Annotated in this window: 16 protein-coding genes; 6 read left to right on the top strand and 10 right to left on the bottom strand. The window is 57.4% G+C overall.

Going from position 1 to position 22,971, the window contains the following annotated elements; translation table 11 throughout:
- Nucleotides 1-6: 6 nt before the first annotated feature.
- From BST95_RS08460 to BST95_RS08430, 7 genes are all read right to left on the bottom strand, one after another.
- Complete coding sequence (locus BST95_RS08460) at nt 7-837, bottom strand: HAD-IIB family hydrolase (RefSeq protein WP_084198897.1); 831 nt, start codon at nt 835-837, stop codon at nt 7-9.
- Nucleotides 834-1,730: a hypothetical protein gene (locus BST95_RS08455; RefSeq protein WP_084198896.1), complete on the bottom strand. Its 897-nt coding sequence runs from the start codon at nt 1,728-1,730 to the stop codon at nt 834-836. Before BST95_RS08455 ends, BST95_RS08460 begins: the two co-directional genes overlap by 4 nt.
- 95 nt (nt 1,731-1,825) lie before the next feature.
- Nucleotides 1,826-3,448, bottom strand: coding sequence for a dihydrolipoyllysine-residue acetyltransferase (aceF, locus tag BST95_RS08450; RefSeq protein WP_084198895.1), 1,623 nt, complete (start codon nt 3,446-3,448; stop codon nt 1,826-1,828).
- A gap of 15 nt (nt 3,449-3,463) precedes the next feature.
- Complete coding sequence (gene aceE / locus BST95_RS08445; RefSeq protein WP_084198894.1) at nt 3,464-6,115, bottom strand: pyruvate dehydrogenase (acetyl-transferring), homodimeric type; 2,652 nt, start codon at nt 6,113-6,115, stop codon at nt 3,464-3,466.
- A gap of 230 nt (nt 6,116-6,345) precedes the next feature.
- On the bottom strand, nt 6,346-9,210 hold the full coding sequence (locus BST95_RS08440) for an insulinase family protein (RefSeq protein WP_229801665.1): 2,865 nt from the start codon (nt 9,208-9,210) through the stop codon (nt 6,346-6,348).
- A gap of 89 nt (nt 9,211-9,299) precedes the next feature.
- Nucleotides 9,300-10,310, bottom strand: coding sequence for an AI-2E family transporter (locus BST95_RS08435; RefSeq protein ID WP_338073414.1), 1,011 nt, complete (start codon nt 10,308-10,310; stop codon nt 9,300-9,302).
- A gap of 15 nt (nt 10,311-10,325) precedes the next feature.
- The gene (locus BST95_RS08430; RefSeq protein ID WP_066058137.1) at nt 10,326-10,556 is read right to left on the bottom strand and encodes a sulfurtransferase TusA family protein; all 231 of its coding nucleotides are present in this window, start codon (nt 10,554-10,556) and stop codon (nt 10,326-10,328) included.
- A 167-nt stretch (nt 10,557-10,723) separates the two neighbouring features.
- Between BST95_RS08430 and BST95_RS08425 the strand changes: the two genes are divergently transcribed.
- On the top strand, nt 10,724-12,211 hold the full coding sequence (locus tag BST95_RS08425; protein ID WP_229801666.1) for a M48 family metalloprotease: 1,488 nt from the start codon (nt 10,724-10,726) through the stop codon (nt 12,209-12,211).
- Between the two features lie 13 nt (nt 12,212-12,224).
- Here BST95_RS08425 and nadA read toward each other — a convergent pair whose 3' ends face one another.
- Nucleotides 12,225-13,298: a quinolinate synthase NadA gene (nadA, locus tag BST95_RS08420; protein ID WP_066058134.1), complete on the bottom strand. Its 1,074-nt coding sequence runs from the start codon at nt 13,296-13,298 to the stop codon at nt 12,225-12,227.
- A gap of 108 nt (nt 13,299-13,406) precedes the next feature.
- Here nadA and BST95_RS08415 point away from each other — a divergent pair, with 108 nt between their 5' ends.
- Nucleotides 13,407-13,895 carry a nitroreductase family deazaflavin-dependent oxidoreductase gene (locus BST95_RS08415; protein ID WP_084198892.1) on the top strand — a complete coding sequence of 163 codons (489 nt, stop codon included), beginning with the start codon at nt 13,407-13,409 and terminating at the stop codon, nt 13,893-13,895.
- Between the two features lie 50 nt (nt 13,896-13,945).
- On the opposite strand, the gene BST95_RS08410 is transcribed toward BST95_RS08415, so the two are convergent.
- The gene (locus BST95_RS08410) at nt 13,946-14,770 is read right to left on the bottom strand and encodes an enoyl-CoA hydratase/isomerase family protein (RefSeq protein WP_084201109.1); all 825 of its coding nucleotides are present in this window, start codon (nt 14,768-14,770) and stop codon (nt 13,946-13,948) included.
- A gap of 250 nt (nt 14,771-15,020) precedes the next feature.
- Between BST95_RS08410 and BST95_RS08405 the strand changes: the two genes are divergently transcribed.
- Nucleotides 15,021-16,727 carry a putative bifunctional diguanylate cyclase/phosphodiesterase gene (locus BST95_RS08405; RefSeq protein ID WP_084198891.1) on the top strand — a complete coding sequence of 569 codons (1,707 nt, stop codon included), beginning with the start codon at nt 15,021-15,023 and terminating at the stop codon, nt 16,725-16,727.
- Here BST95_RS08405 and BST95_RS08400 read toward each other — a convergent pair whose 3' ends face one another.
- Complete coding sequence (locus BST95_RS08400; RefSeq protein WP_084198890.1) at nt 16,728-17,972, bottom strand: GGDEF domain-containing protein; 1,245 nt, start codon at nt 17,970-17,972, stop codon at nt 16,728-16,730.
- A gap of 131 nt (nt 17,973-18,103) precedes the next feature.
- Between BST95_RS08400 and BST95_RS08395 the strand changes: the two genes are divergently transcribed.
- The 3 genes from BST95_RS08395 (at nt 18,104) to BST95_RS08385 (ending at nt 22,898) form a co-directional block, all read left to right on the top strand.
- Nucleotides 18,104-19,915, top strand: coding sequence for a putative bifunctional diguanylate cyclase/phosphodiesterase (locus BST95_RS08395; protein ID WP_084198889.1), 1,812 nt, complete (start codon nt 18,104-18,106; stop codon nt 19,913-19,915).
- An 8-nt stretch (nt 19,916-19,923) separates the two neighbouring features.
- Nucleotides 19,924-21,894 (top strand): S8 family peptidase, encoded by a 1,971-nt coding sequence (locus tag BST95_RS08390; RefSeq protein ID WP_084198888.1) that lies wholly within the window; start codon nt 19,924-19,926, stop codon nt 21,892-21,894.
- A gap of 335 nt (nt 21,895-22,229) precedes the next feature.
- Complete coding sequence (locus BST95_RS08385) at nt 22,230-22,898, top strand: hypothetical protein (RefSeq protein ID WP_084198887.1); 669 nt, start codon at nt 22,230-22,232, stop codon at nt 22,896-22,898.
- Nucleotides 22,899-22,971 lie beyond the last annotated feature (73 nt).

Below are 22,971 nucleotides of genomic sequence, written 5' to 3'. Positions count from 1 at the left end.
CCTTAATCAATCGTTGTGGTCAGCAATAGCCAGCCACTGAAGCACACCTTCCGCCCAGCCTGCCGGGCCAAAAGCCCGACTGTGCATGAGTTGGTTGACGCGTTTAACCACCGGAAAATCATGTACCGGAGAGCGGATGACAAGCGCGGTACCCGCCGCCTCCAGCATTGCCACGTCATTGCCACTGTCGCCGGCAGCAAGGTCGTCCACGGTAGACGCCTGGAGAGCCTGCTGATAAGCACCGCGCAACCAGCGCAGCGCCCGCCCCTTATCGCAGGCCCCGGCCACGGACAGAAAGCGCCCTCCTTGCAATGGCGTGGCACCCGCGTGACGTAATCGCTCAATAAATTCGCTGCGGTCCTCTACCGAGCCCAACCAGCGCAGCGGTTCGCTGTACTCACGACAATTGGCTAACTCAGCGTCAGCCAATGCCAACCCTGTCCCCTGGGCAATGCCTGATGGCCCCATATCTGCAAAGGTCTCAAATTGTCCGGCGTAGTCCGACCGCAGCGTCTGCAGCTGCGCCTGCCAAACCTCGCGTGGTGCACTCAGTTCATGAACCCAGTAGCTGCCACGGACCTCAGTATCCGCTGGCTGCTGCGCGAAATAGCCAACGGGAATCATCACCGCGGCACCGTTTTCCACGATGAACGGATCGGCGTTGTCCAGGTGCTGGCGCAAGCGCTCTACCTCTGCACGGGTCTTGCTTGTGACCGGAATCAGCGGAATACCCTGCTCTCGCAGTATGGCTAGCACTGGCAAGGCCGGCTCGAAACTATAGGTATCGTGATCCAGCAGCGACCCATCGAGATCGGTAAACACCAGCCTCGGGGTCACAGCCGCACTCCCGGTGCCGCCAGGTAGCTTTCAATTCGCCGCGCCTCATCGAGCGTGAACAGGTGATTCACCTTCCCGGGCAAATCGGCGAGGCATTGTTCAGTAATCCGCTGATAGAACTGTACAAACTGGGCGACACCTTCGGCGGACATCACCCCGCGGCCAGAGCGAAAGGCAGCCAATTTCTGCTCCTGCTCAAGCCGCCAGCGATAAACGCAATCAAATGAGGGTGCCTTGAGCATCAACCACTGGTCCACCAGTGCATAAAGCTCAGGAAAGGGTCTGGCAAGGACGTTATTGACCCGGCGGCGCCACTGGCCGTCAGCATCTTGCTCACGCTCAAGCGCATTGATTGGGGCGACCAGTGCGTCCTCCTCGACAGCTTGCGCCCCCAGGCACCAGCCCTCTAGTAGAATAATGTCGACCGGACGCGCCGGCTGATCCCAATCGCATTCGGGGCGACGATCGTCGATGGCTTTGTCAAAGCGGGGAACCGCCGGATTCTCACCGGCCAGCAGCGCCTGCAGCGTCGACTGCAGCAGGGCCATGTCGTGGGTGCCGGGTACACCACGGGTCAGGAACAGCGGATGACTGTGCTCTGCCAGGGATTGCCGCTCAGCGAGCGTTAGATAGAAGTCATCGAGAGACAGGGCCAGCGCCTCAAGATCGTATTCAGCCCTGAAATGCGCTACCAGGTAATCCGATAGCGTGGTTTTGCCAGAGCCCTGACTGCCATTAACCCCTACAAGAATGGATCGCCCTGCACTACCTTGGTGCTCGACCAATAATTGGGCCACCGGCGCGAACCATTTCAGTGCAGATGGGAGGTAGTCAGGCGGCAGGGCATGCGCTTGCAAAAACGCCTGCTGCCAGTCTTGGCCTCGCTCTGCCATGGTTTAGCCACCTTGCACAATGGAATTACTCCGAATGTAGCAGGTTCTGTGCCAATAGCACCAAAATCGGCCACTGGCACCAGAACGGGGAGTGGCTACATGATGATCTGGCGAATATCGCCCAACAGCGACACCAGCTGACTCATGAACCGGCCGCCGTCACCACCGTTAATCACACGGTGGTCATAGGACAACGACAAGGGCAGCATTTTGCGCGGAGCGAATTCACTGCCATTCCAAACCGGCTTCATGTCCGCCCGGGACACGCCGAGAATACCTACCTCCGGTGCATTGACGATGGGCGTGAATCCGGTACCGCCAATACCACCCAGACTGGACACCGTGAAGCATCCGCCCTGCATATCAACAGGGCGCAGCTTGCGGTCACGCGCCTTGGCTGCCATGGCCAGCACTTCTTCGGAGAGTTCCCAGATCGACTTCTTGTCGACGTCACGAATCACGGGCACCACCAGCCCGGCCGGGGTATCCACGGCCATGCCGATATGCATGTATTTTTTATACACCAGTGACTCACCGCCGTCGGCCAGAGAGGAACAGAACTTGGGATTATCCCGCAGTGCGACAGCGCAGGCTTTCAGAATAAACGGCATGGGTGTGAGTTTAGTGCCACGGCGCTCGGCTTCAGCCTTCATGCTCGCGCGGAACGCCTCCAGATCGGTGATATCGGCGTCGTCGTATTGCGTCACATGGGGCACATTCAGCCAGCTGCGTTGCATGTTGCTGGCGGTAACCTTGTCCATTTTTGAGCGCGCGGTGGTCTCGACTTCCCCGAACTGTCCGAAGTCTACTTCCGGAATGTCGGGAATACCGGCGCCTCCGCTGGTAGATGCCGCCGCAGGCGCCTTGAGTCGTTGCTGCACAAAGCTGTGCAAGTCTTCCTTGAGCACCCTGCCGCGCGGACCGGTTCCGGTCACTTCGCCCAGCGGCACACCAAATTCCCTGGCCAACTTGCGTACTGCGGGCCCGGCATAAACACTGCCACCCGCAGCCGGGGCCACCGCCGGGGTTGCCGGGGGCACTGCCGCGGCGACAGGCGCTGGCGCCGCGGGGGATTCTGCCGGTGCCTCTTCTTGCGCTGGCGCGGGCGCGGACGCAGGTGCAGCTACAACTTGCGCGCCCTTCAGCACGACCAGTTCGTCGCCCTGTTTGACCTGGTCACCTTCATTGACGCGGATCTCTACCACCTCACCGGCAAAGGGTGCGGGAACCTCCATGGAGGCCTTGTCAGATTCAAGCACGACCAGCGAATCACCTTCAGACACATCATCGCCAACGCTGACTGCGATCTCGATCAGCTCCACCGCGTCATCAGTGCCGATATCTGGCACAGGGACGACTTCGGACGCCACCTCTGTAGCCGCAGGGGCGGCTGCAGGTACAGCAGCAGGCTCAGCCGTGGGCGCTGCGTCAGGCTGAGTATCCGCTGGCGCCGGCTCAGCAGGTTCTGCCTCCGCCTCAGCGCCGGTATCGATAACCGCGACCGGTGCGCCCTCAGCTAATTCCTGACCTTCGGCGACCAGAATTTCCACGATCACTCCCGCCGCCGACGACGGAATCTCCATGGAAGCCTTATCGGATTCCAGCACACAGAGGCCCTGATCAACCTCAACTGCATCCCCAACCGCGACGAGAAGCTCGATGACCTCAGCCCCTTCGGCGCCGCCAATATCCGGTACTGTTACTTGTTGCTTAGCCACGTGATTATCCTTTTCTTATACCGTGAGGGGGTCGAATTTATCGGCGGAAATACCGAGATCAGCCATGGCGGCGGTGACCACCGACGCCTCGATAGCACCCTCATCCGCCAGTGCCTTGAGCGTTGCCAGAACGACAAATTCGCGGCTTACCTCGAAGAAATCACGCAAGCGTGAGCGGGTATCGGAACGGCCAAAGCCGTCGGTCCCCAATGCCGTGAAATGCCCGGGAATAAACTCGCGGATCTGGTCGGCATAGGATTTCATGTAATCCGTGGCCACCACGACCGGACCTGACGCGCCGTCCAGCAGCTGAGTAACGTAGGGCACACGCGGCGCCTCCTCCGGGTGCAGCATATTCCAGCGCGTCGCCGCCTTGCCTTCGCGCTGCAGCTCATTGATGGAGGTGAGGCTCCAGACATCCGCATTAACGTTGTACCTTGATTCGAGAATCTCTGCGGCAGCTTCCACCTCGCGCAGAATGGTCCCCGCACCCATGAGTTGAGCACTCAGCGAGTGCCCTGCCTCACTTTTGCGCAGGCTATACATGCCCTTGATAATGCCTTCCTGAACGCCTTCAGGCATAGCCGGCTGCACGTAGTTTTCGTTCATGGTGGTGATGTAATAGAACTTGTTCTCACCCAGTTCGTACATGCGGTGCAGGCCGTCCTGAATAATAACTGCCAATTCGTAGGCATAAGCTGGGTCATAGCTGACGCAATTGGGAATAGTGCTGGCCTGCAAATGACTGTGGCCATCCTGGTGCTGCAAACCCTCACCGTTTAGCGTGGTGCGTCCAGCGGTGGCACCAATAAGAAAGCCCCGTGCCTGGCAATCGCCCGCCGCCCAGGCCAGATCGCCAATCCGCTGGAAGCCGAACATCGAGTAGTAAATATAGAACGGCACCATGGGGTAGGCGCTGGTGCTGTAGGACGTTGCCGCCGCCAGCCAGGCGGAGAAGGCGCCAGCTTCGTTAATGCCCTCCTCGAGAATCTGGCCCTTGATATCTTCCTTGTAAAACATGATCTGGCCGGCGTCATGGGGCGTGTAACGCTGCCCCACGGACGAATAAATACCCAGCTGACGGAACATGCCCTCCATGCCGAAAGTGCGTGCTTCGTCAGGCACAATGGGCACAATTCGCTCGCCAATGGCCTTGTCCTTGACCAGGTTGGAGAGCAGCCTGACAAAAGCCATGGTGGTGGAAATAGCGCGTTTGCCGCTGCTTCCCAGTTGCTTGGCAAACGCATCCAGCGGCGGTGTTTGCAGCAGTTCCATCTCGCTGCGGCGCGCGGGAATCATGCCCCCCAACTCCTCTCGGCGCTGGCGCATATAACGCACCTCGGGGCTGTCTTCGGCAGGCTTGTAGTAAGGCACGTCGGCGAGGGCTTCGTCGCCGATAGGAATACCGAAACGGTCGCGGAAAGCCTTGAGGCTGTCCATATCCAACTTTTTAAGCGAGTGGGTTTCATTGTTCGCCTCGCCGGCTTCACCCATGCCATAACCTTTTACTGTCATGGCCAGAATCACCGTGGGGCGCTCGGTCTCCGCCACGGCCTGGGCATAGGCGGCGTAAACTTTATAGGGATCGTGACCGCCACGGTTGAGGTACATAATCTCCTCGTCTGACAGGTCCTTCACCAACTCAAGGCTCTCAGGGTATTTGCCGAAGAAATGCTCGCGGGTGTAGGCGCCACCATTGTATTTGTAGTTCTGCAACTCACCGTCGCAGACCTCATCCATACGCTGGCGCAGGCGACCGGACTCGTCCTTGGCCAGCAGTGAGTCCCATTTGCGACCCCAGATGACCTTGATCACATTCCAACCAGCGCCGCGGAACACGCCCTCGAGCTCCTGGATAATCTTGCCGTTGCCACGCACCGGGCCATCGAGGCGCTGCAGGTTGCAGTTGATGACAAAGTTGAGGTTACCCATTTTTTCGCGGCCCGCCAGAGAGATGGCGCCCAGAGATTCGGGCTCATCACACTCGCCGTCGCCCATGAAACACCAGACATTGCGATCACCGTGATCCACCAGACCGCGGTGCTGCTGATACTTCATGACGCGCGCCTGGTAAATGGCCTGGATGGGGCCAAGCCCCATGGAGACGGTGGGAAACTGCCAGTAGTCGGGCATCAACCAGGGATGCGGATAAGAGGACAGGCCATTGCCGTCGACTTCACGGCGGAAATTATCCAGCTGCGCCTCACTCAGGCGCCCTTCCAGGAAAGAGCGGGCGTACATGCCCGGTGCTGAATGGCCCTGGTAGAACACAAGATCTCCGGGGTGATCGCCGTCACTGCCACGGAAGAAATAGTTGAAACCCACATCATAGAGGGTGGCGCTGGACGAGAAGCTGGAGATATGGCCGCCCAGACCTTCGTCATTGTCGTTGGCCCGCATCACCATGGCGAGGGCGTTCCAGCGCACCAGTGAGCGAATGCGCCGCTCCATGAACAAATCACCTGGCATCCGCTTCTCGTCGTCGGCGGAGATCGTGTTCACAAAGGGCGTGGTGATCGAATCAGGCAGCTTGACCCGGTTATCCAGTGCATGGCGTCCCAGGGCCATCATCAGGTAATTAGCCCTTTCCGGACCACTATTGCGAATCACTTCATCGAGGGCATCCAGCCACTCTTTGGTTTCAATCGGATCTTTATCGTCTGCCATGCCCTACACCTGCAAATATGGGGGATCTTGAGGGTATCTTTTTAGAACTTAATAAAGAAATAGCCGCCATCCCAGTATAGTAAATACGAACAAAGCCGCCGGGAAATCGCTTCCGGGCGGCCTTGTTTGTAAAAATATTACTCTATGTGCGACCAAAATGGAATATTAGTTCCATTTTGGCATGAAAAATAGCGTCGTTTATTGCCGATTCTGTAGTTTTGTTACAAGAATCACTGAACCTGGTAATAACCGTGAGATGCCTTGATATCGGCAGCCGAGGAGTACCGAGTTTGCTCACCAGCGGGTAATTTGCCCCACTTGCCGGGCGCGACAACTTGCAGTGAACGCGCCTCACTGAGGAAGTGTTCCTGGTAGTAAGCGCTCCAGGATTCCATGGTCAGCGCTTCAACCGCGGCCGCCAATTGCTCACGACCATCAAACTCGAAGCGTTTTTTGGCAATAGACTGCCAGTAGAACTCGGCCCGCTCCCACAGGTTCTTCTGTGGGCGATTGATTTCGTTCACCAGCGCGCGTTGATGACGGGCAAACTGGGCCTCATCCAGATCACCCTCGACTCCGGCCATAAAGGCCTGCATGGCGGAGGCGAGGCTGGCACCGTCAGCCACCGGTGACTGAATCAGCATCACCAGGCCGGGCACGTCAAACTGCGGCCACGAAAATGCCTGGACGATATAGCCTAATTGTTGCTCGGTACGCAGCTGCTGGAAGAAGCCTGACTTCATGATCTGGGCAGTAAGCGCCGTCGCAGCGCGATCATCCCAGCTATTCCCAGCCCCTTGCAGGTACCACGCGAGCACGGAGTCGTCATGCTGCACAGTCACCGGGTATAACGCCTGCTCACCTTCAGTCAGGCGGGTCACCTGCAGCAGAGGCAACTGCGGTGGCGCCCCCTCGGGCACAACCATATCGAGCATCTTCGCCAGTTCTTTGGTAGCGGGCAGCTCATAATTTCCGTACACCAGCGCCTCGGCGGTGGCACTTTGCCAGAAAGCCTCGGCATAGTTGCCCAGCGTTGCCTGATCGGTATTGCGCAGGGCATCGATCAGCGCCTGCTCACCCCACTCTCCGCGCAACAGTGATTCTCGTAAATCGTCGAACACCTGGCTGGAAGGTCGCTTGGCAACCGCGTTTTCCAAACCCCGGATCATATCCTTTCGAATGTTCTCAACCCGCTGCGCTTCAAAGTCACCCTCAGCAATGTCTTCGAGGATGTCTTTGAGCAATACAAACTGTTTGTCGGTATAGCCACTGATGCGCAGGCTAATCCCCTGGGCGTGCTTGTAGAAGCTGAAATTCAAACCCGCCAGCAAGGCCGGATAGGTGTATTCATTCACCTGATCGCGTATTACCGCGGTGTATAGCGATGCCCGCGCAGCCTGCTCTGCACTCTGGCCCGCGAGGGGCGAGCGGAAATTGACGTACAAAGCCCCCTTGGGAATGCGAAATTCATCGTCCTGAGCAAACCATATCCGCTTGCGCGGCTCATTCAATACGCGCTGCGGATTACCGACCATCTCCTGATCGACATCAACCAGCGCCACATTGTCGACGATAAACTCATTGGGCTCTGGTAGGGCCAGCGCGACATCCCCCGGGCTTGCTTCCCACCCAGCAAGCTGCGCCGCAGACGCGGGAGCCAGCGAATAGGGAACACCGTAGTACGGCGAGACCTTGTCCGTGCTCACACTCTGGTCATCGAGTACCACGAGTGCGTTGTCCGGGGTCAGCTGAGCAACCACTTCCCGAAGCATCTGCGCCTGGTAATCCGTCATCATGTAGTTACCGCGCAACACATCCTCTGGCGCAAAGTAGTGCATGCTGCTGGCCAGTGAGGCAACGTAATTGATCGGCTCGGCGCGCTCTTTGAAACGGAACGCCAGGTCAGCCACGCGGGCCTGCTCGTCATACAGCCACTCTTTAGGGCCCGCTTCACGAACCACCTCCAGATAAGCGAACAAGAGCTGAACGACGCGGTCATAGTTGGCGACGCCCTGCTCGGTCAAGGTTACGGACACGCTGAACAATGAGCCGCCGCGCCAACCCAGGCCGGATCCGGCTGCCAGAGATTCAGCCAGACCTTCGGCCTTGAGTTGGGATAAGAGGCTGCCCTCTCCCTCATGGCCCACCAGATTCCCCAGGTAGGACATGGGCTTGGCCTGGTAGTCGTCGCGGTAATCTCCCAGTGGAAACAGTACCTGGAGCAACCGGCGCGTCGCCTGTGGTTGAATCTGTAACAGTGCTGGCAGCTCGCCTGAAGCAAACAGAGGTGCGTCTATACTCTGATGCTGGAACGATTTGTTCGGCACCGGTGAAAACATGGGCACGACCATGGCCTCAAGCTCATCCAGCGACTCTTCCCCAAGCACCACCAGGCGCATGATATTGGCCGAGTATTGGCTATCGTAGAACGCCAGCAACTCATCGCGGATACTCGAGTCGGGACGATCAGCAAGCGTCTCCAGGCTACCTACCGTAAACTGGCTAAAAGGATGTTCCGGGTTCATCGCCTGCTGCAGTACATCAAGCCCGCGGCGCGAATCGCTCTTCAATCCCATTTGATACTCGGACTGCACCGCGTTCTTTTCTTTATCGACAAGGGCCTCATCGAAACGCGGCGAGATGAAGAACTGGGCGAACCGATCGAGCGCCTCGGGAAGGTATGCAGCATCTACATCAAAAAAGTAGTTGGTGTGCTCCATGCTGGTGTAGGCATTGCGATTGCCGCCGTGCTCGGTAATAAACTGTTCGTATTCAGCGGGGTTCGGGTATTTCTCGGTCCCCAGAAACAGCATGTGCTCCAGAAAATGAGCGAGGCCGCCACGGCCTTCGGGGTTATCACCGCTACCGATATTAATATCCAGCGAGGCCGCCGCCTTGGGAGTCTGCGGATCAGAGATCAAGAGCACCTGCATCTCGTTGTCGAGCGTCAGCAACCGATACTGCCGGTCGTCATTGGGACTCTGCACTGGCTGCATGCTGTCCGGGTCTGGCGAGCCGGCACAGCCCACGACAAAAACAACAGCAAACAGCAGGGGCAGCAGCAGATACTGGCGCCCAAAGTGAGAAAGCGGCATGAATTACTCCACAGCAGTTTCGATGTCTGGAGCGGGCAGTTCCATCGGGTCACCCTCCCCACTTGGCCAGGCGTAAATAATCGCCTTAATCAGAGTTGCCAGGGGAATCGCGAAAAACACCCCCACATACCCCAGATCCCGCCGAAAAACAGAATGGCGAGAATAATGGCCACAGGATGCAGGTTCACTGCCTCAGAAAACAGGAAAGGCACCAACACGTTGCCATCCAGGGCCTGGATTACAATATAGACCACACACAGCGTATAAAATTCACCGGCAAAGCCCCACTGGAAAAAGCCCACCAGCACTACCGGTAGCGTCACGATTACAGCGCCGATGTAGGGAATGATGACCGACAGTCCAACCAGCAGTGCCAGCAGAGCGGCGTAATTCAGCCCCATCCAAGAGAAGCTGGCGTAACTGACGGCACCCACGACAATAATCTCGATCACTTTGCCGCGCGCATAATTGGCAAACTGCAGGTTCATTTCGGTCCAGATGCGGGTTAACAGCGGGCGTTCTTCAGGCAGGAAGCCGCCCAGCCAATTCAGGATGAGTTCTCTGTCACGCAGGAAAAAGAACACCAGAATCGGGATAAGAATCATGTAAACCATGAATGCGAACAGGCCACTGATACCGGCCAACCCCTGGGTCACCACGAATTGTCCCAGCGTGGCAGCCTCCGCCTGCGCCATGCTGACGAAGTCGCTCATTTGTTGCTCGCTGAACAACTCGGGGTATTGCTCCGGCAACACCGCCAGCAGCTGCTGGCCTTTCCCCAACATGGCGGGTAATTCAGAAGCGAGGCTTAAGAACTGTCGCCAGGCCAACGGCAATAGCCCCAGGGTAACGCCGAAGAAGGCACCGACAAAAACAAGGAATGAGACACTCACACCAACCCATTTAGGCAACCCATAGCCCTGCAGCTTGGACGACAGACCTTGCATCAGAAACGCCAGCACCATGGCCGCCAGCAGCGGCGCGAGAATATCGCCAATGGTCACCACCAGCGTGACGGAAATCACCAGCATTACCAGCAGGAGGATGGCCTCCTCCTCAAACAGGTAGCGCTTATACCATTTGTTGAAAGTGTCGAACATTCGTCAGTTCCGTCCCTAGGCCTTTTCGATGAGGTGGATATAAACGCCGCCGGCGGATTCCTCCGACGATAGCAGTCGATGACCGGACTGCTCGGCGAACACCCTGAAATCGCGCATGGACCCCTGATCGGTCGCCGTAATTCGCAGCCGCTCGCCCGTCGACATGTTGTTCAGGGCGCGCTTCGCCTTGAGCAGTGGCATCGGGCAATCCAGCCCCTTTGCGTCCAGTTCTATTGTTGCCGTCATGTTTGTTCCACACTTTCAGGATGGCCAAGTATACGCATTACGCAAGTGCGAATGAACTTCGCTCCCTCGATGTGCTCTAAGTTGCTCAAGGGGGCATTGCCCCAAGGGTAACTGATTGCAGTACAATGCTCGGCAACTGTGGTTCACAAGATATCTGGTCTGTGTTAGTGCAATTTAATCGCCAACCGGCAACTCCTTCGCTGCGCGCCACGGCAACGCTCCTCTGCGCGCTGCTGACCGCGTCTTTGCTGGCAGCGCCTGCCCGGGCCAATACCGAAGAGCTCAAGTTGCCCAATCTGGGCGAATCCAGCACCAGCCTTTTCTCCGCTGAATTCGAACACCAATTGGGCCGCACCTGGTTGAAGATTTTTCGCAGCCAGGTGTCCACCGTCACCGACCCATTGATGTTCGATTACATTGAGAACCTGACCTACCAGTTGGCGACACACAGCAAACTCGAAGATCGACGACTGGAACTGGTGGTGGTCGACAATCCGACCATTAACGCATTCGCGGTACCGGGCGGCGTTATCGGGGTACACAACGGGCTGTTGCTATACGCCCAGACAGAAGATGAACTCGCCACCGTTCTGGCCCACGAAATTGCTCACTTGAGCCAGCGTCACTTCTCCAGGGGCGTGGAGTTTCAGAAATCCCAGACGCCCATGAACTTGGCAGGCATGCTTGCCGGCCTGGTGTTAATGGCCACCGCCGGCGGCGATGCCGGCATGGCGGCTCTGGCGGCAAGCCAGGCCGCGGCCCAGAACAATGCCTTGCGCTACAGTCGCGGCAACGAACAGGAAGCCGACCGAATCGGTATGCAGACCATGGTAGAGGCCGGCATGGACCCCCACGCTGCCCCGGCCATGTTCGAGCGCATGTTGCAAGCCTCGCGCTACTCCAGCAGCGAACGCATACCAGAGTTCATGCGCACTCACCCGCTGTCTGAAAACCGGATAGCCGACACCCGCAACCGCGCTCGCCAGTACCCGAAAACCATTCGCCCGGTAAGCCTGGATTATCAGTTGATGCGCGCCAGAGCCTATGTACAGCTGGCCAATACACCCGAAGAAGCGGTACAGCGTTTCAAGGGTGAGCTTGGCGGCACACCTCGCTCGCGTGAGGCGGCACAGTACGGGCTGGTGCTGTCGCTGACCGAAGCTGGCCGCGCCGATGAGGCAGCGCTGGCCCTGGACAGCATCTGGTCGGGTAATCCCGATCGCCTGGAATATGTCATTGCCGATGCCGAGATCGACATGGCGCGCAATACGCCGGAGAAAGCGGCGGAAAAACTGCGTAAGCGCCTGGCGCTCAGCCCCGGCAATCACCCGCTCACCATGACCTACGCCAAGGCACTCATGGCCAACGGTGAAGCGCACATTGCCGAAGAAGTACTGCTGGCGCAGAGCACGCGCCGGCCCACTGACCCGGGGCTATGGTATCTATTGGCAGAGGTTCAGGGACTGTCGGGCAATATCGCCGGCCTCCACCAATCGCGGGCAGAGTACTTTATTCTCAATGGTATTCTCGACGAGGCAGAACGGCAGCTTAGCTACGCCCTGAAGCTCACTCGCAACGACTACCACACCACAGCGCAGGTGCAACAGCGCCTGCGGGATGTGGCGCTACTGCGCCAGCAGATGGAAAGCTTCTAACCCGGTGTACGGATCAGGCGTTGCCCTTGACCTTCAGGTTGAGGTCGGCGGCGAAATCCAGCATTCGCGTCAGCGGCACCATGGCCCGCTCACCCAGTGCCGGGTCGACGAAGATTTCGTTGTCTGACTGATCAAACACCCTCGCGAGTGTTTCCAGATCATTCATGGCCATCCACGGACAATTGGCACAGCTGCGGCACGTAGCGCCCTCACCCGCAGTGGGTGCAATAATGAATTCCTTGTCCGGTGCCATCTGCTGCAGCTTGTAGAAGATGCCCTGATCCGTTGCCACGATGAACTGCTTGTTGTCCATCTCCATGGCCGCGCGAATAATCTGGGTCGTAGAGCCCACGCGGTCAGCGTGCTCCAGCACCGCTGCCGGTGACTCTGGATGCACCAGCACGGCAGCGTCGGGGTACACCGCCTTGAGATCGGCGATACCGCGCGCCTTGAATTCTTCATGCACGATACAGGCGCCGTCCCACATAATGATGTCGGCACCGCTTTCCCGGCGCACATAGTCACCCAGGTGCTGATCCGGCGCCCAAATGATTTTCTCGTCCTGTTCGGCCAGATGTTCCGCCACCTCAAGCGCAATGCTGGACGTGACCACCCAATCGGCGCGGGCCTTTACGGCCGCCGAGGTGTTGGCGTAGACCACAACCTTGCGATCGGGGTGCTGGTCGCAGAATGCGGAAAATTCATCGATGGGACAGCCCAGGTCCAGAGAACAGGTGGCCTCCAGTGTGGGCATGAGTACGCGCTTTTCCGGCGTCAGGATTTTCGCGGTCTCGCCCATAAATTTGACCCCGGCGACCACAAGCGTGTCCGCCGGATGCTCATTACCGAAGCGTGCCATCTCGAGGGAATCCGAGACACAACCACCGGTTTCTTCAGCCAGGGCCTGCACGACGGGAGATGTGTAGTAGTGGGCCACTATTACAGCGTTTTCCTCGATCAGCCGCGCTTTGATCTGCTCAATCAATGCAGCCTCACGGGCAGGATCCAGACGATGCTGTTCGGCGTGGTCCAGATGATGCTGTACCTGCTGGCGAATCGTTTCCAGTTTGTCGGTCGCTATACTCATACTTTCTTGGGCGTGGCGGGGCAAAAAACAGGCGGCGATTCTAGCACAGATTGGCACCGGGGAAATCGTCCGATAAGCTGTGCCCTCGAATCAGGGGAACAGCTCACCATGACAAAATACGATTATGTAAAAACTCGCCGCGAAGACGTGGTTCAGTACAAGGAAAGCCAGCTGCCAATGATTAAGGCTTTTCTGAAATTTGGCAGCCGGGCGCAGGCGAAGATCTTCCGCCTGAGCAAAGGCCGACTCATGAAAAGCTTTCTGGGTGGCCCGGTATGCCTAGTCACCATGACCGGCGCCAAAACCGGCAAGACCCGCCAGATTCCGCTGATTCATATTTGCGACGGCGAGAACAAGGTGCTGGTGGCTTCCTGCGGCGGCATGCCAAAGAACCCGGTCTGGTACTACAACCTCAAGGCGCACCCCCAAATCAAGATCATGGCGGACGGTGAAGAGAGAGAGTACATGGCCCGCCAGGTCAGCGACGAAGAAAAAGCCGCGCTCTGGCCCCTGCTGGTAGAGACATACTCAGACTTTGATGAGTACCAGGCCAGGACGGATCGCAATATCCCGGTGTTCAGCTGCGAGCCGCTGTAAGCGTCGCGCCCGACAGGTGGACGTGCCAGCCTCGACTAAACCGGGTTGAGCTAGTCGTCCCCTGCTTCCGCCATCCAGTCGGGCCATTCTGAGCTTACCGAGCCCTGCCAATCGGGGGCGCGTCGCTCAAAGTAGGCCATGCCGCCCTCGATGGCATCGGGGCGCGTCATGCTCAGGTTAAGTGCCCGACTCTCCAACCCCGCAAAGTCGCTCAGAGACATATCCATGCCCCGCCAAAGCAGGCGCTTGTGGAACGCCATGGCCAACGGCGCGCTGTTAACGGCAATATCCCGGGCAATGTCCATGGCCGTGTCGAGGACCTGATCAGCCTGCACGCTGCGTCCGGCCAGGCCCCACTCAACTGCCTCCTGGCCGGTCAGCCGCTGGCCGCGCATGAGCAACTCCAATGCGCGCTCCATGCCGATGACCCGCGGCAGCACGTACTCCATCGCAAAATCTGTCACCACACCCCGACGCACCTGGAGAAAGCCGTATTTGCCCTCATCCGCGAATACCCGCATATCGGTTTGCATTGCCATGCCCAGACCTGCGCCGACCGCGTGGCCGTTACACGCTGCAATAACAGGCTTGCGCACATCCCAGGCCTGCATGCTGAGTGGGCAGGAGTCCACTTCCATCGCCACCGCCTCGCTGTCAAACGTCGTCCCTCCGCCACTCATGTCAGCGCCGGCACAAAAGCTCTTGCCGGCACCTGTGACCACCACAACACGCACAGCATCGTTTTGATCACATTCCTGATAGGCGGCGCCGAGTCCCGCGATGAGCCCTGAGGTCAGGGTATTGTGGGCTTCAGGGCGGTTGAGCGTGATCAGGGCAACGCCCTCAGTCACATCGAACAGTAATTCTTGGGTCATTTTGATTTCTACAGGGACAGACTCGCTCAGCATAATACACAGCCGGCCCGCAGCAATGCCTGGGCAGGCCACGAATCGCTATCGCCAAAGCTCACCAGCCCCAAGATCGGAAATATTTCATAAACAAGCACTAGAATTCCTATGAGTTATTCCGTATAACTTCATGTTATATAAAGAATAAGCAGTCAGGCATTGGGGATTCCCCTGACGCGGACTGCCAAGACCATTGTCGGGCACCCAGGGCGAATAGGTGGAACAAAACACCGTACTCATTATTTCTGAACACCAGGCAGATCATCTGGTGCTGTCAGCTTGTCTTGAGCGAGCGCCGCTGCAGCAGTTCCAACTGGCGAGCTCGGAGTCGATGGAGCGGCCACTGGAAGCCCTGCTGGATCCTGCCATTGATGCTGTCATCATGGCCTACGGCCCACAAACCGAATACCTGCTGCGACTGGCGCAAAAGAACAACGCCACCGTTCCCCTAATTCTGCTGTTAGATGACGCAGAGCAAACCACGCTGGAACAACTAAATGATCTGGGCGCTCAGGACTACCTGGTGCGCGGCCAGATTCAGGATGCACTGGTTCACCGCATTCTGGACTACTGCATCCAGCTCAAGCAGGCACGCGATAAGATCCAGCAACTGTCGAACCGCGATGGACTCACTGGCGCGCTGAACCGGGTAGGCTTTCGCGCTCACCTGGAGCGGGCCATGGAGCGCTCATCACGCTACGGTTTCAACACCGCACTGCTCTACATCAACATGGATCAGTTCGCCAACATCAACGATCACTACGGCGAAGCCGACGGCGACCTGCTGATCAAGACTATTTCGCGGCGTCTACTGAACAAGATGCGCAGCACCGACAGCATCGCCCGACTGGGTGGCGATGAGTTTGCCGTGGTACTGGAAGATGTCAGCTCTTTCGCCGACGTGGAGCTCATCTCGGAGAAGATGCTCAAATCGATTGCGGCACCGATGATTCTGAGCGAACAGCAGGTTTCGATCGACGCCAGCATCGGCGCCGCCATGTTCCCCGACGACAGCAAAGACTTTGCCGAACTGGTTGAGTGCGCACGCAGCGCCATGCAACAGGCCAAGACCGTCGATGGCAACAAGTTTATCCGCTACACCAACCAGATCAGTTTCGACGACTCTGGTGCCAGTTCACTGGCCGCGGAACTGCGTACCGCTGTGCGCAAAAATCAGTTCGAGCTGCACTACCAGCCCCGGGTAGATCTCAACACCGGCGCACTGGTGGGCCTTGAAGCCCTGTTGCGCTGGAACCATCCCGAGCGTGGCCTGCTATGCCCCGGCGAATTTTTGTCAGCCTGCGAAGATATGGGGCTGATGAAAACGATCGGCTACCAGGTTATCCAGCACGCATGTGCAGCGCAGGTATGGATAGAAGAACAGGGCATTCGCAACGTCGATGTAGCGGTGAACATTTCGTTCTCGCAAATCCAGGACGACCGCTTTGTTGAGATCGTCAAAGACATCATCAGCCGCACCGGCACCAATGCTTCGAGGCTGGAGCTGGAACTGACCGAAAGCACCATTCTCAAGAGCCCGGCGGCCATTAAAGCCCGCATGGACGAATTGCGACTGCTGGGTGTGTCCTTCTCACTGGATGATTTCGGCACCGGCTTCTCACAGCTCTCACACCTGACCGAACTACCGATCTCCGCACTCAAGATCGACGCTTGCTTTGTGCGCGACCTGCCGCACAACGCACACCAGGAGGCGGTGTGCACCATGATTATCGAGATGGCTCGCCGTCTCGGTATGCTGGTGGTGGCAGAAGGTGCCGAGACCTACGAGCAGGTGGAATTCCTGCGCGAGAAAAACTGTCAGCAAGTGCAGGGCTTTTACTACAGCCCGGCCATTCCACTGCAGCAAATTCCCCGTTTTGTCGAAGAACAGCGCCTCAAGCGCAACGACCCACTATTTTCTTGATTACTTTCTAGAGCCCGGCCATGCCACCCGATTGCGGCCACCGCGCTTGGCTCGATAAAGCTGTTTGTCTGCGGCGGCCATAACCTCCTCCGGCGTCTGCAGCTTGTCATCCCGTTCCGCTATGCCGGCACTGACGGTGACGTAAACGGACGCCGCGGACAATCGAGTGGCGCCACGACGTCGTGTGCCCTCCTTCGCCTTGACCGGACGCCTGCCCTGGTCGCGAATGGACATTTCATAGTTAGCGATACGCTCGCGCGCCTGATCGAGTACCTCCGCGCACTCCTCCGCGGACTTGCGCGGGAACACAACACAAAATTCCTCGCCGCCGTAGCGGTAGGCAGTGCCGCCACCACCCACCTGCCGGATGCGCGACGCAACCAGCTTCAGCACCTCATCGCCCACCTCGTGGCCATGGGTGTCATTGAATTTCTTGAAATGATCCACGTCGAGCATGGCAATAGCATAATGCCGCCCCAGGCTCTGCAGGCGCTCGCTTAAGGCCCGCCGGCCCGGCAAGCTGGTGAGATCATCGCGATAAGCCATCGCGTGCGAGCCGCGGATCAGTCCCCAACCCACACTGAGCAGGCCCGCACAGGCCATCACCACAGAGATCTGCTCCAGGTGCAAAAACGCCAGCGCACAAAACCCTGCCAACAGCGCGCCAAACAGCGCACCCTCCGTTTCATCATCGCGCGCCAGCACCAAAAAGATAGCCAGCAGCGCCGCACCGGCGATCAGCCACGACACCGCATGGGACAGAATATAATCGTCGTGGGTGGGCGCAGCGAAACGCGCAGACCATGCGGCATCCGTTGCGCCAATCCACTCCGCGGCTCCATAACAAAGACCCAACAGCCCCGCGAATATGATCACCATCAACAAACTGCGCAGCGTCAGCAAGCCGTAATCGCGCACGACCAGGAGGTAGGCCACTCCCACTGCGAGGGCGAGGCCAGCAAAGAGATACAATTCACCCGCGGGCGACTCGGAAAGACTGACCTGAAGGTGCAATTTGATAAGCAGATACAAACCCGTGGAGGCCAACGCCGCCAGGGCCAATCGCAGACGATTGAACATCCACCCCAGACCGCAGCAGATAGCACACAAAAGGTAGGGAAGATTTTCCAGCAGAATGCTGGCTTCATGATCCAGCGAGGGAGCGAAACCACGCGCCCACATTGCCAAGGCAACGAGCATAAAAGGAACCACCAGCCTGTATACCGCAGACAGATGTACTCGCATGCCCAGTCCGTTACACCCCCCTTGATCGTCCCTCTCCGCCAATAAACCCACTGCATTTATGATTCGGGCTAGGCGGACGTAGTCAGTGATGATAGCCTACCGCACTCTCAAAAATTTTTCTGCTTCTAATAATGATCAGTGAAGATCGAGCGCATTATCGCGCGAAAATTCTGGTATGCGATGACGACTTCAATGTTCGTCTGCTCACTCGCCAGTGCCTTGAGGCAGAAGACATGGTGGTGGTTGAAGCCGCCGATGGTACCGAAGCGCTCGACGTCTTCGCCCGCGAGCGACCCGACCTTGTTTTCCTGGATGTAGAAATGCCCGGCATGACGGGCCTGGAAGTGTGCCAGCGAATTCGCCAGATGCCCCAGGGGGAATCCATCCCTATCATGATCGTCACTGGTTCGGACGATCGCGAATCTATTGACCAGGGATTCCAGGCGGGCGCCACTCAGTACAAAACCAAACCTGTGAACTGGTCACTGCTGGGCCGGGATGTGCAGTACATGCTGCGCGCCTCAGACGCTTTCAACGCGCTCAAGCGCCAGGAAGACCGGCTGCGCTATCTGGCTTACTACGACCCACTGACCAGCCTGCCCAACCGACGTAGCTTCAACGAACAGCTCAATCGAATTCTCAAGCGTTGCCGCCGTCACGATACGGGTGCTGCATTGTTGTTTATCGACCTCGACCACTTCAAGCGCATCAACGACTCCATCGGCCACAGTCGCGGTGACCGTCTGCTGGTAGAGATCGCCAAGCGACTCACCGTGGAGTTGCGCGAAGATGATGCGATCAACTACTACACTGAGAACAGCGCCAACGACGAACACGAATACACCAGCAACACCGAAATAGCGCGCCTGGGTGGCGACGAATTTACCGTAGTGCTATCGGATGTAAAAGACAGCGCGCATATTGAGAAAGTGGCCAAGCGCATTCTCAACACGCTGTCCGAACCCATCGCTCTGCAATCACATAACCCGGTGGTTACTCCCAGCATTGGCATAGCTGTCTTCCCGCAAGATGGCCAGGATCCTGATGCACTGATTCGCAATGCGGATACCGCAATGTATGTAGCCAAGGCGGCAGGCCGAGCCTGCTTTCGCTTCTATGATGAAGAAATGAACGCCCGGGCAGTCGAACAGCTCAAGATGGAAGAAGAACTGCGCTACGCCATGAGCAGCAACCAGTTGGAACTGCGCTATCAGCCCCAGATTGATACCGCGACCGGCACCGTGGTCAGCATGGAAGCCCTGGTACGCTGGAAGCACCCCGACAGGGGGATGATTTCACCCCTGGAGTTTATTCCGGTGGCCGAACGTACCGGCCAGATTATAGAGCTTGGCGACTGGGTGCTCGGTGAGATAAACCGCCACTGTCGCTACTGGGATTCACTGGGACTCCCCCCGTTTCGGGTGTGCGTCAATATCTCACCGATTCAGTTCAATCAGGACGATTTACCCAAGCGCATGCGCGCTTTCCTCGAAAGCGCTCACATACCCGCCAATCGCCTGGAAGTGGAACTCACTGAGAGCGCCATCATGAACGATGCGCCAGCCAACATTAAAAAGCTGAGCGAGCTCAAGGAGCTTGGACTGGAAGTCGCGGTAGACGACTTCGGCACCGGCTATTCCTCGCTCAGTTATTTGAAGCGCTTCCCGATCGACACATTGAAAATCGACCAGAGCTTTGTCGCTGACCTCGACACCACCGATGGTGCCGCGATAGTCGACGCCATTATTGCCTTGTCGAACACCCTCAATTTACGCGTGATCGCAGAAGGCATTGAACAGAAAGACCAGCTGGACTACCTCGTGGCCAAAGGCTGCCATCTGCTCCAGGGATACTATTTCGCCCGACCGCTGTATCCCGAAGATGTTCCCGACACGCTGCAGCAAGACTTCTCTGCTGACCTGACGCCCAAACCACAAGACTGATTCACGGCATGAAATATTTGGCGCCGATGCGGGCGACATTGATTGCCATGACATGTGCTGTGAGCTTCACCGCCAATAGCGAAGAACAGCCTCTGCACGTGATGCTGCAGGGCGAATCTGCCGACGCCATGGCCGCATTGGTGGCTACCCATAAGGGCGAGATCACCCATCAGCTACCCATCATTGATGCCGTTGGGGCGCAGCTTAATCGCCAGCAACTGGAAGCCATACTGGTTTCAGACAAGGTACATCGATACATCGATGACCTGGCGTTCGATCCCCCCGACGAGTACACCGAGCCTTCTTCGGACTGTAACGTAGCCGGCTACCTGCAGCTCGAGTTTTCACCTGACAGCATGCGCTGGCGCTTAATCAACAAAAGTGACGCCCCCGCGAAAGCAACGCAGATAGACATGACCTGGCCTGCCGCCTGGGGAGCCGTCACCCGCGCGAGCGTCGGTGACAGTAACGTAGCTGCCGACACGCTGCCCAACACGCCAGGCAAAATGTCACTTGCCCTCAGCCAAACCACTACTACCCCCTTTTCGGGCACGGCTCACCTGGAGATCGAATTCGCCAATAAAGATGATGCCCCCTCCCCTGAGCGCCAGAACAAAGTAAGCGCCGCCATCCACTTTGGTGAGAATTGTAAAGTTGAAAGTCCGCCCGCGTACCCGGATAACCACAATGACTTCTACTACGCGACCGTAGCAGGGGCAGACAGCCTGCATCTGCACGATATTCGCGGCGCGGGTGTCACCGTTGCCGTGCTCGACTCAGGGCTTTGGGAACACGATCATCTGTCACTGAACACCCAGGGACAACCCCGGGTTCTGGGCCGCTATGATGCGATCAATGGTCGTGAAGTTGATGAAGCCTTTGACGAAAGCGGGCACGGTTCGCACATGACCAGTATTTTGGGCAATAGCGGCCCCACGCTGCGCAACGGCAAACCAACCGGCTCTTTCAAGGGCATCGCCCCCGACGCCAATTTGGTGACGATCAAGGCTTTCAATGTCGAAGGTCAGGGGGGCATGCTGGATATTGTGCGCGGCGTTCAGTGGGCCATCGATAACCGCGAGAAATTTGATATCCGTGTGCTCAACCTATCATTTGCATCGCGACCCCGGTGGCCCTATTTCCTGGATCCGGTTAATCAAGCTGTGATGCGCGCCTGGCAGGCAGGCATTGTCGTAGTCGCAGCTGCTGGCAACGAAGGCCCTGAATTGATGAGTGTGGGTTCACCCGGCAACCTGCCCTACATTATCACCGTTGGGGCGATCACCGACTCGTGGACCCCCTTGGATCGCAGCGACGATTATCTTCCGGATTTCTCATCGCGCGGCCCTACCCCTTCGGCGCACATCAAGCCTGACATAGTCGCGCCGGGCGGGCACATGACTGGACTTACCCGCCCTGGATCAAGTCTCACCAAGGACTATCCCGAATACGTACTGGACACCGGCGAATTCGTAATGACCGGTTCCTCGCAAGCGGCTGCCCTGGTGTCCGGGCTGGTAGCCCTGTTACTGCAACTCGAACCCGAACTGACTCCAGACGACGTCAAGTGCATGCTCACCAGCACCGCCGATCTCGCTATTAATCATGATGGCCTGCTCTCCTACAGCCCGTTCGAGCAGGGCCAGGGCTATGTGAGCATCACGCGCGCAATCACTCTGGGAAGGCGCGGCTGCGGCAACGAAGGCCTCAGCCTGGCAGACGACATCGCCGGCCAGGATCACTTTCAGGGCCCCGCCATTATCACCGATGAAGGCGACACCAGCCTCCCCGGCCTCGAACTGATGCTGTCGCCCTTCCCCGCTGAGAAAGGCCGCAGTGACACCCGCGTTTGGGGCATCAAATCGCACGTAGAACGCCTGCCTCCCGACGCCAAAGAACCCCCCGATTCACCCTTCCAATGGCTGCAAATCTACGAGATGGAACGCCGCCAGATTGAGCAACTCGGTAAGCAACCGTAATTGCATCGACGCCACGGTCCGGTAAATTACCCAGACTGGGTCAATTTTTAACCAGACCACCCTCAGCACTGAGTTATTTCATATAAATCAGTGACCTAGAGCATACCGCTGCTCGCCTCAGCTTTCTCACAATCAAATTTCACCCGCCAACTAACCCAAAATGGTTAGACCTACTAGTTTATTTTGGTCAGTCGTTGCTCTTATATCGAAGTCAAGCACCGCAGAAAAAGAGTGTGAACGGGGTCTCAAACTGCCCCAAGAAAACACAAAAACATATACGCGTGTCACAGATTTCCGCGCGAACAATTCCCATCAGAAAACAGTAGGTAGGCAAAATGAAAACTTCGGCAAAGATCAAAGCTCTGGGCATCTCTAGTATTTCCGCACTCCTGATCGCGGCACCAAACACAACTTTGGCTGAGGTTTCTCAATCAGGCCCGACTTTAGGTTCTGGCGGCCACAGCACCATTCAGAGGGTCAGCCACTCAATTGCCGGAGCCACCTCCTACACTCGAGCAAATACCTCAGGCTACAAGTGGGGCAAGAGTGTCGAAACGCAGACTGAAAGCTTCAAATGGGGAGCAACGGAGCGCGCTGCAGGCGGGAACAAATGGGCCAAATCCAATCCCAGCAATAACGAATCCAATCAATCGATTACAAGCTCTACAAGCTATGAATGGGGCACCATGAATCACTCAGGGCAGAGTGCCTTCAAATGGGGCCTCAAGACAACTGGGGAGCAAAGCGCATTCAAGTGGGGCCTGAAATCGTTCAGCGAGCAAAGCGCCTTTAAATGGGGCCTTAAATCTACTGGTGATCAGACTGCGTTCAAGTGGGGTTTGAAATCGACTAGCGAACAAAGCGCATTTAAGTGGGGCTTGAAGTCTTTTGGTGAGCAAACAGCTTTTAAGTGGGGCCTGAAATCTGCGGGTGAACAGAGCGCGTTTAAGTGGGGCTTGAAGTCCTATGCAGAGCAGAATGCCTTCAAATGGGGCCTGAAATAGCCATAGCTAGCAATCTGTAAGACTGTAATACCCTCCAGATAACAAATTTCTTTCTGGCGCGGAGATCCTAGGA

The organism is Halioglobus japonicus (assembly GCF_001983995.1).
In the GTDB taxonomy this organism is placed as follows: domain Bacteria; phylum Pseudomonadota; class Gammaproteobacteria; order Pseudomonadales; family Halieaceae; genus Halioglobus; species Halioglobus japonicus.
The sequence above is the reverse complement of the archived record's forward strand: the minus strand, read 5'-3'. Positions and strand labels throughout refer to the sequence as shown.

What these genes read in the sequence shown, in the direction of transcription:
- BST95_RS08455 (WP_084198896.1), bottom strand. Translation starts at nt 1,730, where the DNA reads ATGGCAGAGCGAGGCCAAGACTGGCAGCAGGCGTTTTTGCAAGCGCAT.
- aceE (WP_084198894.1), bottom strand. Translation starts at nt 6,115, where the DNA reads ATGGCAGACGATAAAGATCCGATTGAAACCAAAGAGTGGCTGGATGCC.
- BST95_RS08440 (WP_229801665.1), bottom strand. Translation starts at nt 9,210, where the DNA reads ATGCCGCTTTCTCACTTTGGGCGCCAGTATCTGCTGCTGCCCCTGCTG.
- BST95_RS08435 (WP_338073414.1), bottom strand. Translation starts at nt 10,310, where the DNA reads ATGTTCGACACTTTCAACAAATGGTATAAGCGCTACCTGTTTGAGGAG.
- BST95_RS08430 (WP_066058137.1), bottom strand. Translation starts at nt 10,556, where the DNA reads ATGACGGCAACAATAGAACTGGACGCAAAGGGGCTGGATTGCCCGATG.
- nadA (WP_066058134.1), bottom strand. Translation starts at nt 13,298, where the DNA reads ATGAGTATAGCGACCGACAAACTGGAAACGATTCGCCAGCAGGTACAG.
- BST95_RS08415 (WP_084198892.1), top strand. Translation starts at nt 13,407, where the DNA reads ATGACAAAATACGATTATGTAAAAACTCGCCGCGAAGACGTGGTTCAG.
- BST95_RS08410 (WP_084201109.1), bottom strand. Translation starts at nt 14,770, where the DNA reads ATGACCCAAGAATTACTGTTCGATGTGACTGAGGGCGTTGCCCTGATC.
- BST95_RS08400 (WP_084198890.1), bottom strand. Translation starts at nt 17,972, where the DNA reads ATGCGAGTACATCTGTCTGCGGTATACAGGCTGGTGGTTCCTTTTATG.
- BST95_RS08395 (WP_084198889.1), top strand. Translation starts at nt 18,104, where the DNA reads ATGATCAGTGAAGATCGAGCGCATTATCGCGCGAAAATTCTGGTATGC.
- BST95_RS08390 (WP_084198888.1), top strand. Translation starts at nt 19,924, where the DNA reads ATGAAATATTTGGCGCCGATGCGGGCGACATTGATTGCCATGACATGT.
- BST95_RS08385 (WP_084198887.1), top strand. Translation starts at nt 22,230, where the DNA reads ATGAAAACTTCGGCAAAGATCAAAGCTCTGGGCATCTCTAGTATTTCC.